Source organism: Streptomyces nitrosporeus (genome assembly GCF_008704555.1).
Lineage (GTDB): Bacteria > Actinomycetota > Actinomycetes > Streptomycetales > Streptomycetaceae > Streptomyces > Streptomyces nitrosporeus.
Genome location: NZ_CP023702.1, coordinates 3,562,358 through 3,579,566, shown reverse-complemented (window position 1 = coordinate 3,579,566; position 17,209 = coordinate 3,562,358). Strand labels below are relative to the sequence as shown.

Sequence of the window (17,209 nt, the reverse complement as noted above, 5' to 3'; positions counted from 1 at the left end):
GGAGGCTGCCGGCAGGGATGCCGTCAGCGGCAGCTGATCCGGGATTCCGCCCAGTCCGCCAGGGCCGCCCCGCCCATCGGTCCGGCGGGTTCCACGACGAGCCGGATCGCCTCCTGCCCCTCGATGGCGACATCCGCCGGTACGGCCGTGTCTCCGCCGCGCAGCACCGGGGACGCCCACAGCTGGGACCCGTCACCGCCCTGGACGAAGAAACGCACCGGGAGACGCACCGGGCCCGCCCCCTGCGTCAGGTCGTCCACGCCGACCACCGCCTCGTACCGCGTGCACGTGCGGTTGAGCCGGATGGCGATCGACGAACGGGGGCGGACGGTCACCCCGTGCGCGTACGCCGTGCCGCCGACCGACAGACCGGTGCGCTGCCAGACCACACCACGGGACTCCCCGAGGACGATCTCCGGCGCGATGTGGTCCCCGGCCACCGAGTACGCCAGCTCGTTGACCTGGAAGACCTCGGGCGGGGGCGGGGTGGCCGGGGGAGGCGGTACGGGGCTCGGCTCCGGCGCGGGGACCGAAGCGGAGGGCGAGGGGGCCGGGGCGGAGGTCGCCTCTGCCGGGGCCGGCCGCCGCCTCGGTGCGGGCGCCGGCGTGGGCGTCGGTGTGGGTGCCGAGGCCGCCGGGGGCGTCACGGGGGGTGCCGGTGGTGCGGGCGGAGCGGTCGTGGGCTCCGGCGGGGGAGTGGGGGACGGTGTGGCCGCAGCCACCGCCGGGGGTTTCGCCACCGGCGCGGGCACCGGGGCCGTCCCCTCGTCGCCCACCAGCGCCCAGACCAGTCCGGCCGTGGCCGCCACGGCGGCGGCCGCCGCGATACCGGCCTTCGCCGGAGCGCCGAGTCCTTCGGCTGCGGCCCCGCCCGCAGGTCCGCCCGAGGAGGCGCCGCCGCCCGTCGCCGCCGCTGCCGCACCGGCGCCCGCCGCCCCGGCCGCCCCGCCCGCGACGACGCCCGCCGCCTTGACCGCGTACCCCGCGGCGAACCAGCCGATGACCGCGACCGGAAGCAGCGCCGGGATACCGGCGTTGACGCTCTTCAGCTCACCGGCGGCCACCCGGCACTTCGCACACGCGTCGAGATGCTTGCGCAGCCCCCGCTCGGCCCGGGTGCGCAGGCCCCCGCGGGCATGGGCGCCGAGCCGGTCCGCGTACCGGGCGCAGTCCCCGCCGGAGGTCAGGGAACGGCTCACATGCGCCTGGAGGTAGGCCTGCTTGAGCCCTTCCCTCGCCCGGAGGGCCAGCACCGCCGTGGCATTGGCCGACAGGCCGAACAGCGGGGCCACCTCGCTCGGTGACTCCTCCTCCACCGCGGTGTGCCAGAGCACCGCCTGCCAGCGTTCCGGCAGACTGCGGAACGCCTGCACGGCCATCGACCGGTCCGCCTCGTGCATCGCCCGCACATCGGCACCCAGATCGAGGGTCTCCGCCTCCGGAAGACCGGTGGAACGCGTCGCCTGCGCGGCGAACACCGCGAAGTCGTCGACGAGTTGCTCACGCCGCGCGCTCTTCGTCCAGGCGGCGGCGACATGGCGTACCGCCGTCATGAGGTAGGCGCGCACCGCCTCCTCCGGGCCCTTCCCGCCCCGTACCGCCTGCAGTGTCCGGGCGAACACCTCCGCCGTCAGGTCGTCGGCGGTGTGCGCGTCACGGCAGCAGGTGCGCGCGTACCGGCGGACGGCCGCGGAGTGGCGCCGGAACAGCTCGTCGTAGGCCCGGTCGTCGCCGGACCGCATGCCCTGGATCAGCTCGGCGTCGGACACCCCCGGGCCGGCCGAGCCCGCGCGGCCCTCACGCTGGAGAGGCACGGCGAAGACGGCACCGCCCGGACCGCCGGCGTCACCGGGCGCGGTGCCGCCGGACACCGCCGCACCGGATGTGGTCCCGCCGGGTAGCGTCCCGTCGGCCGGTGAGGACCAGGGACCCGGCAGCACGGTGCCGCCCCCGGCCGGTCCGTCCGGCGTCCCCCGGCCCGCCTGGCCGGGCACCTGGAACGCGGACGGTCCGCCGGTCCCCGTCCCCCCGCCGGGGGCAGCGGCGATGGGCTCGTCCTGCTGCGCGTCACCACTCATCGTGGAAGCCCCCGTACCACCCTTAGGACTGCCCCGTGATCCCTGGCGGGCGCGCCGAGCCGCCACGGATCACAGGACAACCCTTTGGTCCCGAATTACCGGGCAAGAGTGCCACAGGCCCTTCCCGTTGTTCGCCGGCCACGGGGGCAACCACTCGTCCGAGGTCACTTCCCGCACTCGGGTCGCACGACGGCCCGCCATCGGGGACAATCCGCCCGCACGGCCCGGTGACGGGCCGGCGGACCGCTGTCACGCGGGACGGGAGCGGAGACCCTCCAGCAGGATGTCCAGCAGCCGTGCGGAGGCCGCGGCCTGATGAGCGGGGTCCGGCAGCGCCGGTGCCGCCGTGGCGATGACCAGCAGCACATCGGCCACGGTCACATCCGCCCGCAGCTCACCCGACTCGCGCGCCCGGGCCACCAGCCGACCCACCACCTCCAGCAGTTCGAAGGCGCCGGAGTCGTCGCCCGGCCCCGCCCCGCCGGCGGGACGACGGCCGGTCACCTGAGGACCGGCCTGCACGGCCCCCTGGCGCTGCTGCGGTACCCGCTGCTCGTCGTCGGCCGTCGCCGGTATCGCGGCGGCCTCCTCCTGGGCGGTCCGCACCCGCAGCACGTGCGGCGGCAGCAGCCGCCCGGCCCCGGAGGCGACCGAGGTGCGCAGGAAGCGGGAGAGCGCGGACCACGGCTCCTCCTCCTGTCCCAGCGCCGAACGGGCCTGGTCGGTCAGCCGGGAGGTCTCCTCCTCGGCTATCCGCCGGACCAGCACGTCCTTGCTGGGGAAACGGCGGTAGACCGTCCCCACCCCGACCCTGGCACGCCGGGCCACGTCCTCCATCGGCGCGCCGTACCCCAGCTCGCCGAACACCTCACGGGCGGCCCGCAGGACGTGTTCCAGATTCCTCTGGGCGTCGACCCGCAGCGGCGCCGAACGGATCGTGCCGGTCTGGGCGGCGGCCGCCCGGACCGCGGCCGGTGGAACGGCCACCGTCACGGAGCCCAGCGTCCCGCGTCCCTCCGCAGCAGAGGTGGCAGCACCCGGCCCGTGCAAATCCTGAATGTGCATGACTTCCCCCGGTTATGACGTCTCCCCCCGGAGACTTCCCGCCGTGTCAGCCGGTGCGCGGATCACGTTCCGATTCCGAACTCCGGCGGGTTACGAACATAGTTGAGCCGGAGTCAATTCAGAAGGGGGAGACTCCCGAGCACGGGTTCCCCGCTCCGGACACCCGCCGGGCCCTGCCCGGTCCGGTTCCGTCCGGCGGCCCCCGGCGTCACTCCTGACCTGCGCGGCAGGCCGGAACAGGCACCGCGGGACCTGTGTCCTCCGGCCGGGGACCTCCGGTCACACAAATTGCCGGGCCTGTGGACAAACCACGGACTCCGTTGCCTCATGGGATGGTGATGGCTCCAGATTCCCGGGGGACGGCCCCCGGCACCCGGCCGGCCGTACGCGTCCTCGTCGTCGGCGGCGGGTACGTCGGGATGTACACGGCCCTGCGCCTCCAGCGTGCGCTCAGGCAGAGACTGCGCAGCGGTGACGCCGAGATCACGGTGGTCACGCCCGAGCCCTACATGACGTACCAGCCGTTCCTGCCGGAGGCCGCGGCGGGCTCGATCTCGCCCCGCCACGTCGTCGTACCGCTGCGGCGGGTGCTGCGCGACTGCAAGGTCGTCATCGGCGAGGTGGAACACGTCGACCACGACAAGCGCACCGCGACCGTCACCACCCTCGCCACCGGCGAGGACGGCACCGGCGCCGTCGGGATCGCGTACGACGAGATCGTCCTCGCGCCCGGATCCGTCGCGCGCACCCTCCCCGTCCCCGGGCTCGCCGAATTCGGCATCGGCTTCAAGACCGTCGAGGAGGCCATCGGCCTGCGCAACCACGTGATCGAACAGCTGGACATCGCCTCCGCGACCCGGGACCCGGAGGTCCGGGACGCGGCCCTCACCTTCGTCTTCGTCGGCGGGGGCTACGCGGGCGTCGAGGCGCTGGCCGAACTCGAGGACATGGCCCGCTACGCCTCGCGCTACTACCACAACATCCTCCCCTCCGACCTGCGGTGGATCCTCGTCGAGGCGTCCGGCCGCATCCTCCCCGAGGTCGGCCCGGCCATGGGGAGGTACGTGGTCGGGGAGCTGCGCGGCCGCAACATCGACGTCCGGCTCGAGACACGGCTGGACAGCTGCGAGAGGCGGATCGTCCAGCTCAGCGACGGATCGCGCTTCCCGGCGCGGACCCTGGTGTGGACCGCGGGAGTCAGACCCTCGCCCCTCCTCGCCGCGACGGGCCTGCCCCTCACCGGACGCGGCAGACTGCGCTGCACCGCGGCCCTCCGGGTGGAGGGCGTCGAACACGCCTGGTCCGCCGGCGACGCCGCGGCCGTCCCCGACCGCGCCTCCGCCGAACCGGGCGCCGAGACCGCCCCCAACGCCCAGCACGCGGTCCGGCAGGCCAAGGTCCTCGCCCAGAACATCCTGGCCTCCCTCGCCGGCCAGCCCCTGACCGACTACCGGCACCGCAGCGCCGGTTCGGTCGCCTCCCTCGGGCTGCACAAGGGCGTCGCCCAGGTGCACGGGCGTGCGGTCAAGGGGTACCCGGCCTGGCTGATCCACCGCATGTACCACCTCAGCCGGGTGCCCACCTTCAACCGGAAGGCCCGGGTGCTCGCCGAGTGGACGCTGGCCGGGCTCTTCAAACGCGAGATCGTCTCCCTCGGTTCGCTCGAACACCCGCGCGCCGAATTCGAGATCGCGGCGGGCGCGGACCCGGATCCACGACGCCCCGGGGGCGCGGGGGACCGCGCACGCCCCGGGGACGGCCCCTCGCCGGACGACGGCCCGCCGACGTCGTCCGGCTGACCGGCGCCCCCGGGGCGCACACCGTCCGGCCGCACCACCACCGGGGGCGCGACGGCCGCGGTTCAGCCACAGGACCGGCCGGCGTACGAGAACTGTCAGTACGGCCGGTCAGACTGGACGTGTGACCATAGGTGCGCCCGCACCTGCACAGAGTGACCCAGCGGCAGTCACCCGGAGTGACCGACAGCGAGAACCACCAGGAACGAGAGGCCTGGCCGGCCGCCCCTTTTGGGAACCGGCCCCGGCGCCCGGACAAGGGGCCGGACAGGCACCGGCAGACGAAGCAGCTCGCCCGAGCGGACCAGACCGACACACGAGGCCAGAAAATCTGTGAACTTCACGCGCTGGAGCGCCCGCCTCCCCGGAACCCGACGTAGAGCCGCCGCGCGGGACGACCAGGGCTCCGTCCCCGCCGCCCGCACCGGGACGGCACGCTCCGGTTCCGCCCGCGCACCGCGGGAGGGGACGCCGGAGACCTCACCGGAGGCGGGCGCCGCGAGCGGGATCCTCGGCCGTCTGCCCGCCCCGGTGGCCCTGCTGCACGGCCCCGACCTGCGCATCGCCTACGTCAACGACGCCTACACGGCGGCCTTCGGCGACCGGCTCCACGGCGCGCCCGCGGCCGAGGCCATGCCCGAGCTCACCGAACTCGGCCTGCTGCCCCTCGTCGGCCAGGTCCTGCGCAGCGGCACCCCCCGTACGGTCAAGTCCCGCAAGGTCCGAAGCGGCCAGTCCTACACCGTGACCTGCACACCGGCCGCCGTCCGCGACCCGCGGGCGGAGGACGGCACGGACGGGGGGACGGGCGTGCTCGTCTACGCCACGGACGTCACCGACCACGCCGAAGCCGCCGAACGGCTCCGCGCCAGCGAGCGCCGCCACCGGGACACCGCCGTCACCCTCCAGCGCTCCCTGCTGCCCCAGGACCTCGAACAGCCCGACGACCTGCGGATCGCGGCGACGTACCAGCCGGGCGGCACGGACGCCGCCGTCGGCGGCGACTGGTACGACGTGATCACCCTGGGCGCCGGCAGGACCGCCCTGGTCATCGGCGACGTGATGGGCCGCGGAGTGCGCGCCGCCGCCGTGATGGGCCAGCTGCGCACCGCCGTCCGCGCCTACGCGCGCCTCGACCTGCCGCCCCACGAGATCCTCCAGCTGCTGGACGTACTCGCCGCCGAGATCGACGCCAGCCAGATCGCCACCTGCGTGTACGCCGTCCACGACCCCAACGAGGGGCACCTCGTGTACGCCTCCGCAGGGCACCTGCCGATCCTCGTACGCCACGAGGACGGCACGGTCCACAGCACCGCGGAACCCACCGGCCCGCCCCTGGGCACCGGCGGCTGGGACCACACCTCCGGCACGATCGCCCTGCCGCCCGGCTCGACGGCGGTGCTCTACACCGACGGGCTGGTCGAACGCCGCAACGAGGACATCGACGTGGGGGTGGCCGCCCTGGAACACGCCCTGTCCGGGGCCGTGGGACCGCCGCAGGTGGTCTGCGACCGGCTCATCCGCTCCCTGGGAGTGACCGCGGAGCACGACGACGACGTGGCGGTGCTGGTCGTCCAGCACCCGGCCCGCACGGGGGCGAGCGCGGAGCTCTTCCACAACGCCTCGCTCGAACTGCTGGGCGGTGTCGAGGCGGCGCCCCGCGCACGGGCCTTCGCGACCGGGGTCCTGACCTCGTGGCGGTTCCCCGTGGAGCTCTGCGACCTGGGGGTGCTCGCCGCCGGCGAACTCGTGGCGAACTCCCTCCAGCACGGCACCCCGCCGATGAGACTGGGCCTGCGCCGGACCGACCGGCGTCTGATCATCGAGGTGACCGACGGGGACGAGCACCTTCCGCGCCGGCGCCGCGCCGCGCCGGTGGACGAGGCGGGACGCGGCATCTCCATCATCGCGACGATCGCCACCTCCTGGGGCTCCCGTCGTACACCGGGAGGCGGGAAGGCCGTCTGGTGCGAGTTCGCCCTGCCCGGCTGACACACGGCCGGCCGGGAGCACGGCTGACCGAAGCCGACTGGACACGGCCGGCTGGACGCGGCTGCCGGGCCCCGGCCGGCGCACCGCTCCGTGAGGGTGCTCCGGCCGGGCCCCGGCAACCCGCCTCAGCGAGTGGCGGCGGGAGCCACGGCGGGCTCGCTCTCCGGCAGGGACACGGCCACCACCCGGGACGGCACCGGCGCGAGCGACGGGTTGTCCTGGTGGGGGGCGAGCCGCCGGCCCAGCTTCAGCGCCAGGACGGTCACCCCGAGGGAGAACAGCACGAAGGTCACGATGTACGGCCCGTGCAGCGACGCGCCCATCGGGCCGCCCACGGCCGGGCCGACCGCCAGCGCCAGCTGCTTCACCAGGGCGAAGGCCGAGTTGTACTGACCGACCATGGACTCGGGCGCGAGATCGGCGACCAGCGGCGCCACGGTCGGCGACAGCATCGCCTCACCCAGTCCGAACAGCGCGTACGTCGAGATCATCGCGGCCGTCGCCATCGTCTGGCTGCCGTGGCCGAGCCCGGCGTACCCGGCGACGATCCAGGCGAACGCCCAGATCAGACCGACCCACGCGATGACCCGGCTGCGCCGCCGGCGCTCCACCAGACGCAGCACGACGAACTGGGCCAGCACGATGACCGCGGTGTTGGCCGCCAGTGCCACACCGAGCGTCGAGGGGTCGATGCCGGCGGCCTCGGTGCCGTACGCCGCGAGCCCCGACTCGAACTGCCCGTAGCAGGCGAAGAAGATCACGAAGCCCAGCACACACAGCTGGACCATCGCCCGGTGCGAGAGCAGAGCACGGAGTCCGGCGGCGGGAGCGGCGGCCTCACCGGACGTGCTCCCCGTGACGGCCCGGTTCTGCGGCATACGCACGGTGGCCGCGACCACGCCGAGCACCACGAACATCGCGGCCTCGATCAGGAAGAGGACGGTGAAGCTCGACGGCTTCCCGACATCGACCAGCTGCCCGCCGACGAGACCACCGATGCCGAGCCCCAGGTTCTGCAGGAAGAACTGCATGGCGAACACCCGGGTACGGGTCGAGGCGTCGGAGCACCGCACCAGCATCGTCGCGAGGGCCGGCTGCATGACGGCGGTGCCCGCACCGAGCACCGCGGCCGACAGCACGGTCGTGGTCACACCCGCCGACACCCCGAGCGCCACGGCGCCCACCGCCGCCGCGGCCGAGGCCACCACCAGTACGGACAACGGGCCGCGCCGGTCGATGGCGCGCCCGGTGAACGGCAGGACGGCCAGCGCTGCCATGGCGAAGACCGCCAGTACGACACCTGCCGTACCGGCACCAAGATCCCGGACCTGTGCCACGTAGACGTACAGATACGGGACGGTGAATCCGAGGCCGAACGCGCTCAGCGCGCTTCCCACCTGGATCCGCCGCAGTGCCGAACCCATTTCCCTGGTCACACTCACCTACCTCAAGACATCGAAGAGCCACTGAACAGACCCGTAGACTTTAGCACTAAAGTTAGAACTTCAATACTTGATGTGGAAGGACTTCGACGGTGAGGGGGAGCGTGCAATACTCCCGCCATGTCTGACACCACCGAGCAGCCCGAGCTCCAGGAGCCGAGCCTCGACGAGCAGATCGCGGCCTACCAGCGCGAGTTCCGTGATCTCGACCCCCAGGTCGAGCAGGTCATCTCCGCACTCGGCCGTCTGAACCGGCGGATGAACGTCGCCTACGGCAGACAGCTCGCCGACCTGGGCATCAGCAACGCCGAATGGGAGGTCCTCAAGACCTTGGTGCTGGCGGGCTCGCCGTATCGCCTGGGCCCCGGCGAGCTGGCGAAGCGGCTGGGGCTGACCCCGGCCGCGATGACCCACCGCATCGACCGGATGGCGGGCGAGGGCCTGGTCACCCGGGACAGGGACGAGAACAACCGGGTGCGGGTCATCGTCGAGGTCACCGACGAGGGCCGTACGAAGTGGCTCGAGGCCATGCGCATGGCCACCGCCTTCGAGGAGGATCTCCTCCAGGATCTTTCGAGTGAGGAACGCGGAGCCCTCGGCGAGGTTCTGATCCGGCTGCTGCGCCGGGTGGAACACGCACAGCCGGACGCCGGCGGCCGGCTCACCGACCTGGACTGACGGCCCCTGGGCTCCGGTGGCACGGCTCCGATGCCGGGCCCCGGGCCCGGATGGTGCGGGTGGTGCGGGTGGTGCGGGTGGTGCGGGTGGCGCCATGGAGGTGCTGGGGAGGGGTTGACACGCCCCTCCGCGATCCGTAAGGTTCTTCGAGTTGTCACGGAGCCGGTACGGTTCCGAGGCAGCCGATCCCGCCGCGGACGCGGCAACCAAACTCAGCACGACACCCCGTCGGGGAGAATTTCGGCATGCCGGAATTCAATTCGAAGACTCGATTATGAGTCGCCGGGGAAATCCGCTAGAGTTCTGGATGTCGGAACGGCCGAAGGGCCGGGAAGACAAACCCCGCTGACTGGGAATCAGGCCCGAAAGGATCTGATAGAGTCGGACTCGCCGGAAAGGGAAAGCGCGAAAGCGTGGGACCGGGAAGGCGAGTGCAGGAATCCCGCTTCGGCCGGGAATCGGACACGGAAGAGTCTGATAGAGTCGGAAACGCAAGAACGAAGGGAAGCGCCCGGAGGGCCCGGTGAGACGGGACCGAAGGAAGCGTCCGTTCCTTGAGAACTCAACAGCGTGCCAAAAGTCAACGCCAGATATGTTGATACCCCGGCCTGCTTCGGCAGGTTGGTGGTTCCTTTGAAAAGACCTGCCCGGTCCGGAACTTTTCCGGATGCGGTCAGGCACACACAGCGAGGACGCTGTGAACGACCGGTCATATTCCGACCTGGTCGTTCCGCTCTCGTGGTGTTCATCCCGATCACGGGAAAACATTCACGGAGAGTTTGATCCTGGCTCAGGACGAACGCTGGCGGCGTGCTTAACACATGCAAGTCGAACGATGAAGCCCTTCGGGGTGGATTAGTGGCGAACGGGTGAGTAACACGTGGGCAATCTGCCCTTCACTCTGGGACAAGCCCTGGAAACGGGGTCTAATACCGGATAATACTCTGTCCCGCATGGGACGGGGTTGAAAGCTCCGGCGGTGAAGGATGAGCCCGCGGCCTATCAGCTTGTTGGTGGGGTGATGGCCTACCAAGGCGACGACGGGTAGCCGGCCTGAGAGGGCGACCGGCCACACTGGGACTGAGACACGGCCCAGACTCCTACGGGAGGCAGCAGTGGGGAATATTGCACAATGGGCGAAAGCCTGATGCAGCGACGCCGCGTGAGGGATGACGGCCTTCGGGTTGTAAACCTCTTTCAGCAGGGAAGAAGCGAAAGTGACGGTACCTGCAGAAGAAGCGCCGGCTAACTACGTGCCAGCAGCCGCGGTAATACGTAGGGCGCAAGCGTTGTCCGGAATTATTGGGCGTAAAGAGCTCGTAGGCGGCTTGTCACGTCGGATGTGAAAGCCCGGGGCTTAACCCCGGGTCTGCATTCGATACGGGCTAGCTAGAGTGTGGTAGGGGAGATCGGAATTCCTGGTGTAGCGGTGAAATGCGCAGATATCAGGAGGAACACCGGTGGCGAAGGCGGATCTCTGGGCCATTACTGACGCTGAGGAGCGAAAGCGTGGGGAGCGAACAGGATTAGATACCCTGGTAGTCCACGCCGTAAACGTTGGGAACTAGGTGTTGGCGACATTCCACGTCGTCGGTGCCGCAGCTAACGCATTAAGTTCCCCGCCTGGGGAGTACGGCCGCAAGGCTAAAACTCAAAGGAATTGACGGGGGCCCGCACAAGCAGCGGAGCATGTGGCTTAATTCGACGCAACGCGAAGAACCTTACCAAGGCTTGACATATACCGGAAAGCGCCAGAGATGGTGCCCCCCTTGTGGTCGGTATACAGGTGGTGCATGGCTGTCGTCAGCTCGTGTCGTGAGATGTTGGGTTAAGTCCCGCAACGAGCGCAACCCTTGTTCTGTGTTGCCAGCATGCCCTTCGGGGTGATGGGGACTCACAGGAGACTGCCGGGGTCAACTCGGAGGAAGGTGGGGACGACGTCAAGTCATCATGCCCCTTATGTCTTGGGCTGCACACGTGCTACAATGGCCGGTACAATGAGCTGCGAAGTCGTGAGGCGGAGCGAATCTCAAAAAGCCGGTCTCAGTTCGGATTGGGGTCTGCAACTCGACCCCATGAAGTCGGAGTTGCTAGTAATCGCAGATCAGCATTGCTGCGGTGAATACGTTCCCGGGCCTTGTACACACCGCCCGTCACGTCACGAAAGTCGGTAACACCCGAAGCCGGTGGCCCAACCCCTTGTGGGAGGGAGCTGTCGAAGGTGGGACTGGCGATTGGGACGAAGTCGTAACAAGGTAGCCGTACCGGAAGGTGCGGCTGGATCACCTCCTTTCTAAGGAGCACTTCTTACCGAGTTCGCTCGGTCAGGGGCCAGTACACCGGCGAGTGTCCGGTGCTGGTTGCTCATGGGTGGAACGTTGACTATTCGGCACGGCTGGTCTGGTTTCTGTTAGTACTGCTTCGGCGTGGAACACAGGGAATGGGCTGGTCGGGTCGGGCACGCTGTTGGGTGTCTGAAGGTACGGCCGTGATGGTCGCCTTCGGTTGCCGGCCCCAGTGCACTCACCTGTTATGGGTGGGGTGATGGGTGGCTGGTCGTTGTTTGAGAACTGCACAGTGGACGCGAGCATCTGTGGCCAAGTTTTTAAGGGCGCACGGTGGATGCCTTGGCACCAGGAACCGATGAAGGACGTGGGAGGCCACGATAGTCCCCGGGGAGCTGTCAACCGAGCTTTGATCCGGGGGTTTCCGAATGGGGAAACCCGGCAGTCGTCATGGGCTGTCACCCGCTGCTGAACACATAGGCAGTGTGGAGGGAACGAGGGGAAGTGAAACATCTCAGTACCCTCAGGAAGAGAAAACAACCGTGATTCCGGGAGTAGTGGCGAGCGAAACCGGATGAGGCCAAACCGTATGCGTGTGATACCCGGCAGGGGTTGCGCATGCGGGGTTGTGGGAGTTCTCTTTCACAGTCTGCCGGCTGTGAGACGAGTCAGAAACCGTTGATGTAGGCGAAGGACATGCGAAAGGTCCGGCGTAGAGGGTAAGACCCCCGTAGCTGAAACATTGACGGCTCGTTTGAGAACCACCCAAGTAGCACGGGGCCCGAGAAATCCCGTGTGAATCTGGCGGGACCACCCGCTAAGCCTAAATATTCCCTGGTGACCGATAGCGGATAGTACCGTGAGGGAATGGTGAAAAGTACCGCGGGAGCGGAGTGAAATAGTACCTGAAACCGTGTGCCTACAAGCCGTGGGAGCGTCGCTGTGTGTGCTTGCACATACAGTCGTGACTGCGTGCCTTTTGAAGAATGAGCCTGCGAGTTAGCGGTGTGTAGCGAGGTTAACCCGTGTGGGGAAGCCGTAGCGAAAGCGAGTCCGAACAGGGCGTTTGAGTTGCACGCTCTAGACCCGAAGCGGAGTGATCTAGCCATGGGCAGGTTGAAGCGGAGGTAAGACTTCGTGGAGGACCGAACCCACCAGGGTTGAAAACCTGGGGGATGACCTGTGGTTAGGGGTGAAAGGCCAATCAAACTCCGTGATAGCTGGTTCTCCCCGAAATGCATTTAGGTGCAGCGTCGTGTGTTTCTTGCCGGAGGTAGAGCACTGGATAGGCGATGGGCCCTACCGGGTTACTGACCTTAGCCAAACTCCGAATGCCGGTAAGTGAGAGCGCGGCAGTGAGACTGTGGGGGATAAGCTCCATGGTCGAGAGGGAAACAGCCCAGAGCATCGACTAAGGCCCCTAAGCGTACGCTAAGTGGGAAAGGATGTGGAGTCGCAGAGACAACCAGGAGGTTGGCTTAGAAGCAGCCACCCTTGAAAGAGTGCGTAATAGCTCACTGGTCAAGTGATTCCGCGCCGACAATGTAGCGGGGCTCAAGCGTACCGCCGAAGTCGTGTCATTCCAGCATGTACCCCCAACGGGGGCTGGGATGGGTAGGGGAGCGTCGTGTGCCGGGTGAAGCAGCCGCGGAAGCGAGTTGTGGACGGTTCACGAGTGAGAATGCAGGCATGAGTAGCGATACACACGTGAGAAACGTGTGCGCCGATTGACTAAGGGTTCCTGGGTCAAGCTGATCTGCCCAGGGTAAGTCGGGACCTAAGGCGAGGCCGACAGGCGTAGTCGATGGACAACCGGTTGATATTCCGGTACCCGCTTTGAAACGCCCAGTACTGAATCAGGCGATGCTAAGTCCGTGAAGCCGGCCCGATCTCTTCGGAGTTGAGGGTAGTGGTGGAGCCGATGAACCAGACTTGTAGTAGGTAAGCGATGGGGTGACGCAGGAAGGTAGTCCAGCCCGGGCGGTGGTTGTCCCGGGGTAAGGGTGTAGGCCGTGTGGTAGGCAAATCCGTCACACGTTAAGGCTGAGACCTGATGCCGAGCCGATTGTGGTGAAGTGGATGATCCTATGCTGTCGAGAAAAGCCTCTAGCGAGTTTCATGGCGGCCCGTACCCTAAACCGACTCAGGTAGTCAGGTAGAGAATACCGAGGCGTTCGGGTGAACTATGGTTAAGGAACTCGGCAAAATGCCCCCGTAACTTCGGGAGAAGGGGGGCCATCACCGGTGATCCGATTTACTCGGTGAGCTGGGGGTGGCCGCAGAGACCAGCGAGAAGCGACTGTTTACTAAAAACACAGGTCCGTGCGAAGCCGTAAGGCGATGTATACGGACTGACGCCTGCCCGGTGCTGGAACGTTAAGGGGACCGGTTAGTGCACTTTCGGGTGTGCGAAGCTGAGAACTTAAGCGCCAGTAAACGGCGGTGGTAACTATAACCATCCTAAGGTAGCGAAATTCCTTGTCGGGTAAGTTCCGACCTGCACGAATGGCGTAACGACTTCTCGACTGTCTCAACCATAGGCCCGGTGAAATTGCACTACGAGTAAAGATGCTCGTTTCGCGCAGCAGGACGGAAAGACCCCGGGACCTTTACTATAGTTTGATATTGGTGTTCGGTTCGGCTTGTGTAGGATAGGTGGGAGACTTTGAAGCGGCCACGCCAGTGGTTGTGGAGTCGTCGTTGAAATACCACTCTGGTCGTGCTGGATGTCTAACCTGGGTCCGTGATCCGGATCAGGGACAGTGTCTGATGGGTAGTTTAACTGGGGCGGTTGCCTCCTAAAGAGTAACGGAGGCGCCCAAAGGTTCCCTCAGCCTGGTTGGCAATCAGGTGTTGAGTGTAAGTGCACAAGGGAGCTTGACTGTGAGACCGACGGGTCGAGCAGGGACGAAAGTCGGGACTAGTGATCCGGCAGTGGCTTGTGGAAGCGCTGTCGCTCAACGGATAAAAGGTACCCCGGGGATAACAGGCTGATCTTCCCCAAGAGTCCATATCGACGGGATGGTTTGGCACCTCGATGTCGGCTCGTCGCATCCTGGGGCTGGAGTCGGTCCCAAGGGTTGGGCTGTTCGCCCATTAAAGCGGTACGCGAGCTGGGTTTAGAACGTCGTGAGACAGTTCGGTCCCTATCCGCTGTGCGCGTAGGAATATTGAGAAGGGCTGTCCCTAGTACGAGAGGACCGGGACGGACGAACCTCTGGTGTGCCAGTTGTCCTGCCAAGGGCATGGCTGGTTGGCTACGTTCGGAAAGGATAACCGCTGAAAGCATCTAAGCGGGAAGCCTGCTTCGAGATGAGTGTTCCCACCACCTTGAGTGGTTAAGGCTCCCAGTAGACGACTGGGTTGATAGGCCAGATGTGGAAGCCCGGTAACGGGTGGAGCTGACTGGTACTAATAGGCCGAGGGCTTGTCCTCAGTTGCTCGCGTCCACTGTGTTAGTTCTGAAATAACGAACGGCCGTGTTGTTGTCCGGTGTTGGTTAATTTCATAGTGTTTCGGTGGTCATTGCGTTAGGGAAACGCCCGGTTACATTCCGAACCCGGAAGCTAAGCCTTTCAGCGCCGATGGTACTGCAGGGGGGACCCTGTGGGAGAGTAGGACGCCGCCGAACAATTATTCCGGGGAAGCCCCGCACCTTTTGGTGCGGGGCTTTCCTGCGTTCACCACCGGAACACACCCAGAAAGCGTCCGACAGATGTGTCCGTGGCCGGGGCGGCACGGTGGTCGGCCGTACGGCTGTCAGCTGTCCCGCCCCGGTCTGCGCGGTGGGTCATCTGGGGTTCACCAGCCTGGTGTCGTACGCCAGGATCACCGCCTGGACACGGTCCCTGGAGCCGGTTTTCGCAAGGATCCGGGTGACGTGTGTCTTCACTGTCGATTCGGCGAGATGCAGCCGTGCGGCGATTTCCTGGTTGCTCCAGCCCTGCCCTATCACCGTGAGGATTTCCCTTTCCCGCTCCGTCAGCGACGCGATACGGGGGTCCTCGGTGTGCGGGCGTGCGCCGGGGGAGGAGGGCAGATGGTGGGCATAGGCGTCCAGGAGCCGGCGGGTCAGGCTGGGTGCGACGACGGCGTCACCGCCGGCCACAGCCCTGATGCCGGACAGGAGCTCTTCCGGCATCGCGTCCTTCACCAGGAAACCGCTGGCACCCGCGCGAAGGCCGGCGTACGCGTACTCGTCCATGTCGAACGTGGTCACGATGAGGACGCGGGTGCGGACGCCGGAGTCGAGGATCCGCCTGGTCGCCTCGATGCCGTCGAGCCCGGGCATGCGGATGTCCATCAGGGCGACGTCGGGCCGGTGGCGGGTCACGAGGTTGACCGCTTCGGTGCCGTCGGCGGCCTCGCCGACGACGGTCATGTCGTCCTGGCTCTCCAACAGCATGCGGAACCCGAAGCGTTGCATGGCCTGGTCGTCGGCGATCAGTACGCTCGTCACGCGGGTGAGTCCTCCAGGGGAAGGTGAAGCAGGGTCCGCCAGCCGCCGGTCGGCAGCGGGCCGGCTTCGAGTGTGCCGTTGTAGAGGGAGGCCCGTTCGCGCATACCGCTGATTCCCCGGCCCCGGCCTGCGGCCGGGACAGGGGGGCGGTCCTGCGGGGTCCGGCCTGCCGGGACGGGATGCGCGGGGGCCGGGGCCGCGGGGACGTGGTCCGTGCGGTGGCGGTCGCCGCCCGTGTCGGTGGTGAGCACTTCCAGGGCCCCGGGCGTGTAGGTGAGGGTGACGTCGGCGGTGGCCCCGGGGCCGGCGTGCTTGAGGGTGTTGGTCAGCGACTCCTGCACCACCCGGTAGACGGCGAGCTGGCAGCCGGGCGGTGCCGCGGTCTTCGGAGGGCGGCCGTGGACGGTCAGGCGTACGGCGAGTCCGGCGTCCCGTACGCCTGCCAGGAGGGTGTCGAGGTCGGTGAGGGACGGCTGGGGCGCCAGTTCGGCGGCCGGTTCCGTCTCACGCAGGACGCCGAGGACCCGTCGTAGCTCGGCCATCGCCTGGCGGCTCGTGGTGCCGATGGCTTCCAGCGCCTGTGCCGCGCGCTCGGGCCGGGCGGCCGCGGCGTAGGAGCCCCCGTCGGCCAGGCCGGTGATGACGGACAGGTTGTGGCCGATGATGTCGTGCATCTCCCGGGCGATCTGGGCGCGTTCGGCGGCCGCCGCGAGCCGGGCCTGCTGGTCGCGTTCACGTTCGAGGCGGTGGGCGCGTTCGACCAGGGCCTCGGTGTAGTCCCGGCGGGTGCGGACCGCGATGCCGAGGAGGGCGACGAAGGCGATGCCCCACAGGTAGGAGACCAGCTGCCGGTCCGCGGTCCCCGGGACGAGCACGGCACCGGCGGCGGCGGGCAGGCACATCAGCAGCGCCGACCGGGCGAAGGTCCGCAAGGGGAGCGTCAGGGCGATCGTGTACGCGGGGATCAGCTGGAGGAACGCGGCCTGGACCACGGCGCCCGTCCAGATGTTCAGCGCGGACACCGGTGCCATCAGGACGAGCACGGCCAGGGGCCGGCTGCGGCGCCACAGCAGCGGTACGGAGAAACACAGACTCATCAGGAGCACCAGGGCTTCCGGGGCGTCCCGGTTGTCGGCCACCGTGCGCCATCCGCCGCTGGTGTAGTCGAGCACGGCGAACATCGTCCAGAACCCGGTGAGCGTGAGGTCCCAGAACACCGGCCGCCGGCGGTCCAGGGCACGGAGCCGGTCCAGCCGCTCCTGGATGTACCGGGTCAGGGCGGCGGTGCCGCCGCCCCGGTCGCCCCGCCGTCCGGGGCCGGCCCCCTGCGCACCGGCCCTGTCCGGCCTCGGCTTGTCCGTCCTCGGGCTGTTTGTCCGTGGTCCGTCCACCCGTGGTCCGTCCGTCACCGCTC

The 17,209-nt window shown here is 68.0% G+C and carries 8 protein-coding genes and 3 rRNA genes; 6 read left to right on the top strand and 5 right to left on the bottom strand.

The annotated features are described in order from the left end of the window. Nucleotides 1-23: 23 nt before the first annotated feature. A complete protein-coding gene (locus CP967_RS15895; protein WP_190175169.1) occupies nucleotides 24-2,078 on the bottom strand; it encodes a sigma-70 family RNA polymerase sigma factor in 2,055 nt (684 codons plus the stop codon). 249 nt (nucleotides 2,079-2,327) lie between these two features. Beyond that, complete coding sequence (locus CP967_RS15890) at nucleotides 2,328-3,143, bottom strand: TetR/AcrR family transcriptional regulator (RefSeq protein ID WP_150488614.1); 816 nt, start codon at nucleotides 3,141-3,143, stop codon at nucleotides 2,328-2,330. A gap of 338 nt (nucleotides 3,144-3,481) precedes the next feature. On the opposite strand from CP967_RS15890, the gene CP967_RS15885 reads away from it, so the two are divergent. Then, a complete protein-coding gene (locus CP967_RS15885) occupies nucleotides 3,482-4,942 on the top strand; it encodes an NAD(P)/FAD-dependent oxidoreductase (protein WP_150488613.1) in 1,461 nt (486 codons plus the stop codon). Nucleotides 4,943-5,272: 330 nt separating this feature from the next. Next, the gene (locus CP967_RS15880) at nucleotides 5,273-6,931 is read left to right on the top strand and encodes an ATP-binding SpoIIE family protein phosphatase (protein WP_150488612.1); all 1,659 of its coding nucleotides are present in this window, start codon (nucleotides 5,273-5,275) and stop codon (nucleotides 6,929-6,931) included. Nucleotides 6,932-7,056: 125 nt separating this feature from the next. Here the strand turns inward: CP967_RS15880 and CP967_RS15875 are convergent, their stop codons facing one another. Then, nucleotides 7,057-8,355: an MFS transporter gene (locus tag CP967_RS15875; RefSeq protein WP_150491876.1), complete on the bottom strand. Its 1,299-nt coding sequence runs from the start codon at nucleotides 8,353-8,355 to the stop codon at nucleotides 7,057-7,059. Nucleotides 8,356-8,493: 138 nt separating this feature from the next. Here CP967_RS15875 and CP967_RS15870 point away from each other — a divergent pair, with 138 nt between their 5' ends. The 4 genes from CP967_RS15870 (at nucleotide 8,494) to rrf (ending at nucleotide 14,967) form a co-directional block, all read left to right on the top strand. Then, nucleotides 8,494-9,051 carry a MarR family winged helix-turn-helix transcriptional regulator gene (locus CP967_RS15870; RefSeq protein ID WP_150488611.1) on the top strand — a complete coding sequence of 186 codons (558 nt, stop codon included), beginning with the start codon at nucleotides 8,494-8,496 and terminating at the stop codon, nucleotides 9,049-9,051. 767 nt (nucleotides 9,052-9,818) lie between these two features. Next, nucleotides 9,819-11,344 (top strand): 16S ribosomal RNA (locus CP967_RS15860). Between the two features lie 302 nt (nucleotides 11,345-11,646). Then, a 23S ribosomal RNA gene (locus tag CP967_RS15855) occupies nucleotides 11,647-14,771 on the top strand. A 79-nt stretch (nucleotides 14,772-14,850) separates the two neighbouring features. After that, a 5S ribosomal RNA gene (gene rrf / locus CP967_RS15850) occupies nucleotides 14,851-14,967 on the top strand. Together the 16S, 23S and 5S rRNA genes form the textbook arrangement of a ribosomal RNA operon. A gap of 159 nt (nucleotides 14,968-15,126) precedes the next feature. On the opposite strand, the gene CP967_RS15845 is transcribed toward rrf, so the two are convergent. Continuing rightward, nucleotides 15,127-15,795, bottom strand: a complete 669-nt coding sequence (locus tag CP967_RS15845; protein ID WP_150488610.1) for a response regulator — start codon at nucleotides 15,793-15,795, stop codon at nucleotides 15,127-15,129. Next, on the bottom strand, nucleotides 15,792-17,204 hold the full coding sequence (locus CP967_RS15840) for a sensor histidine kinase (RefSeq protein WP_373300395.1): 1,413 nt from the start codon (nucleotides 17,202-17,204) through the stop codon (nucleotides 15,792-15,794). Before CP967_RS15840 ends, CP967_RS15845 begins: the two co-directional genes overlap by 4 nt. Nucleotides 17,205-17,209: the final 5 nt, after the last annotated feature.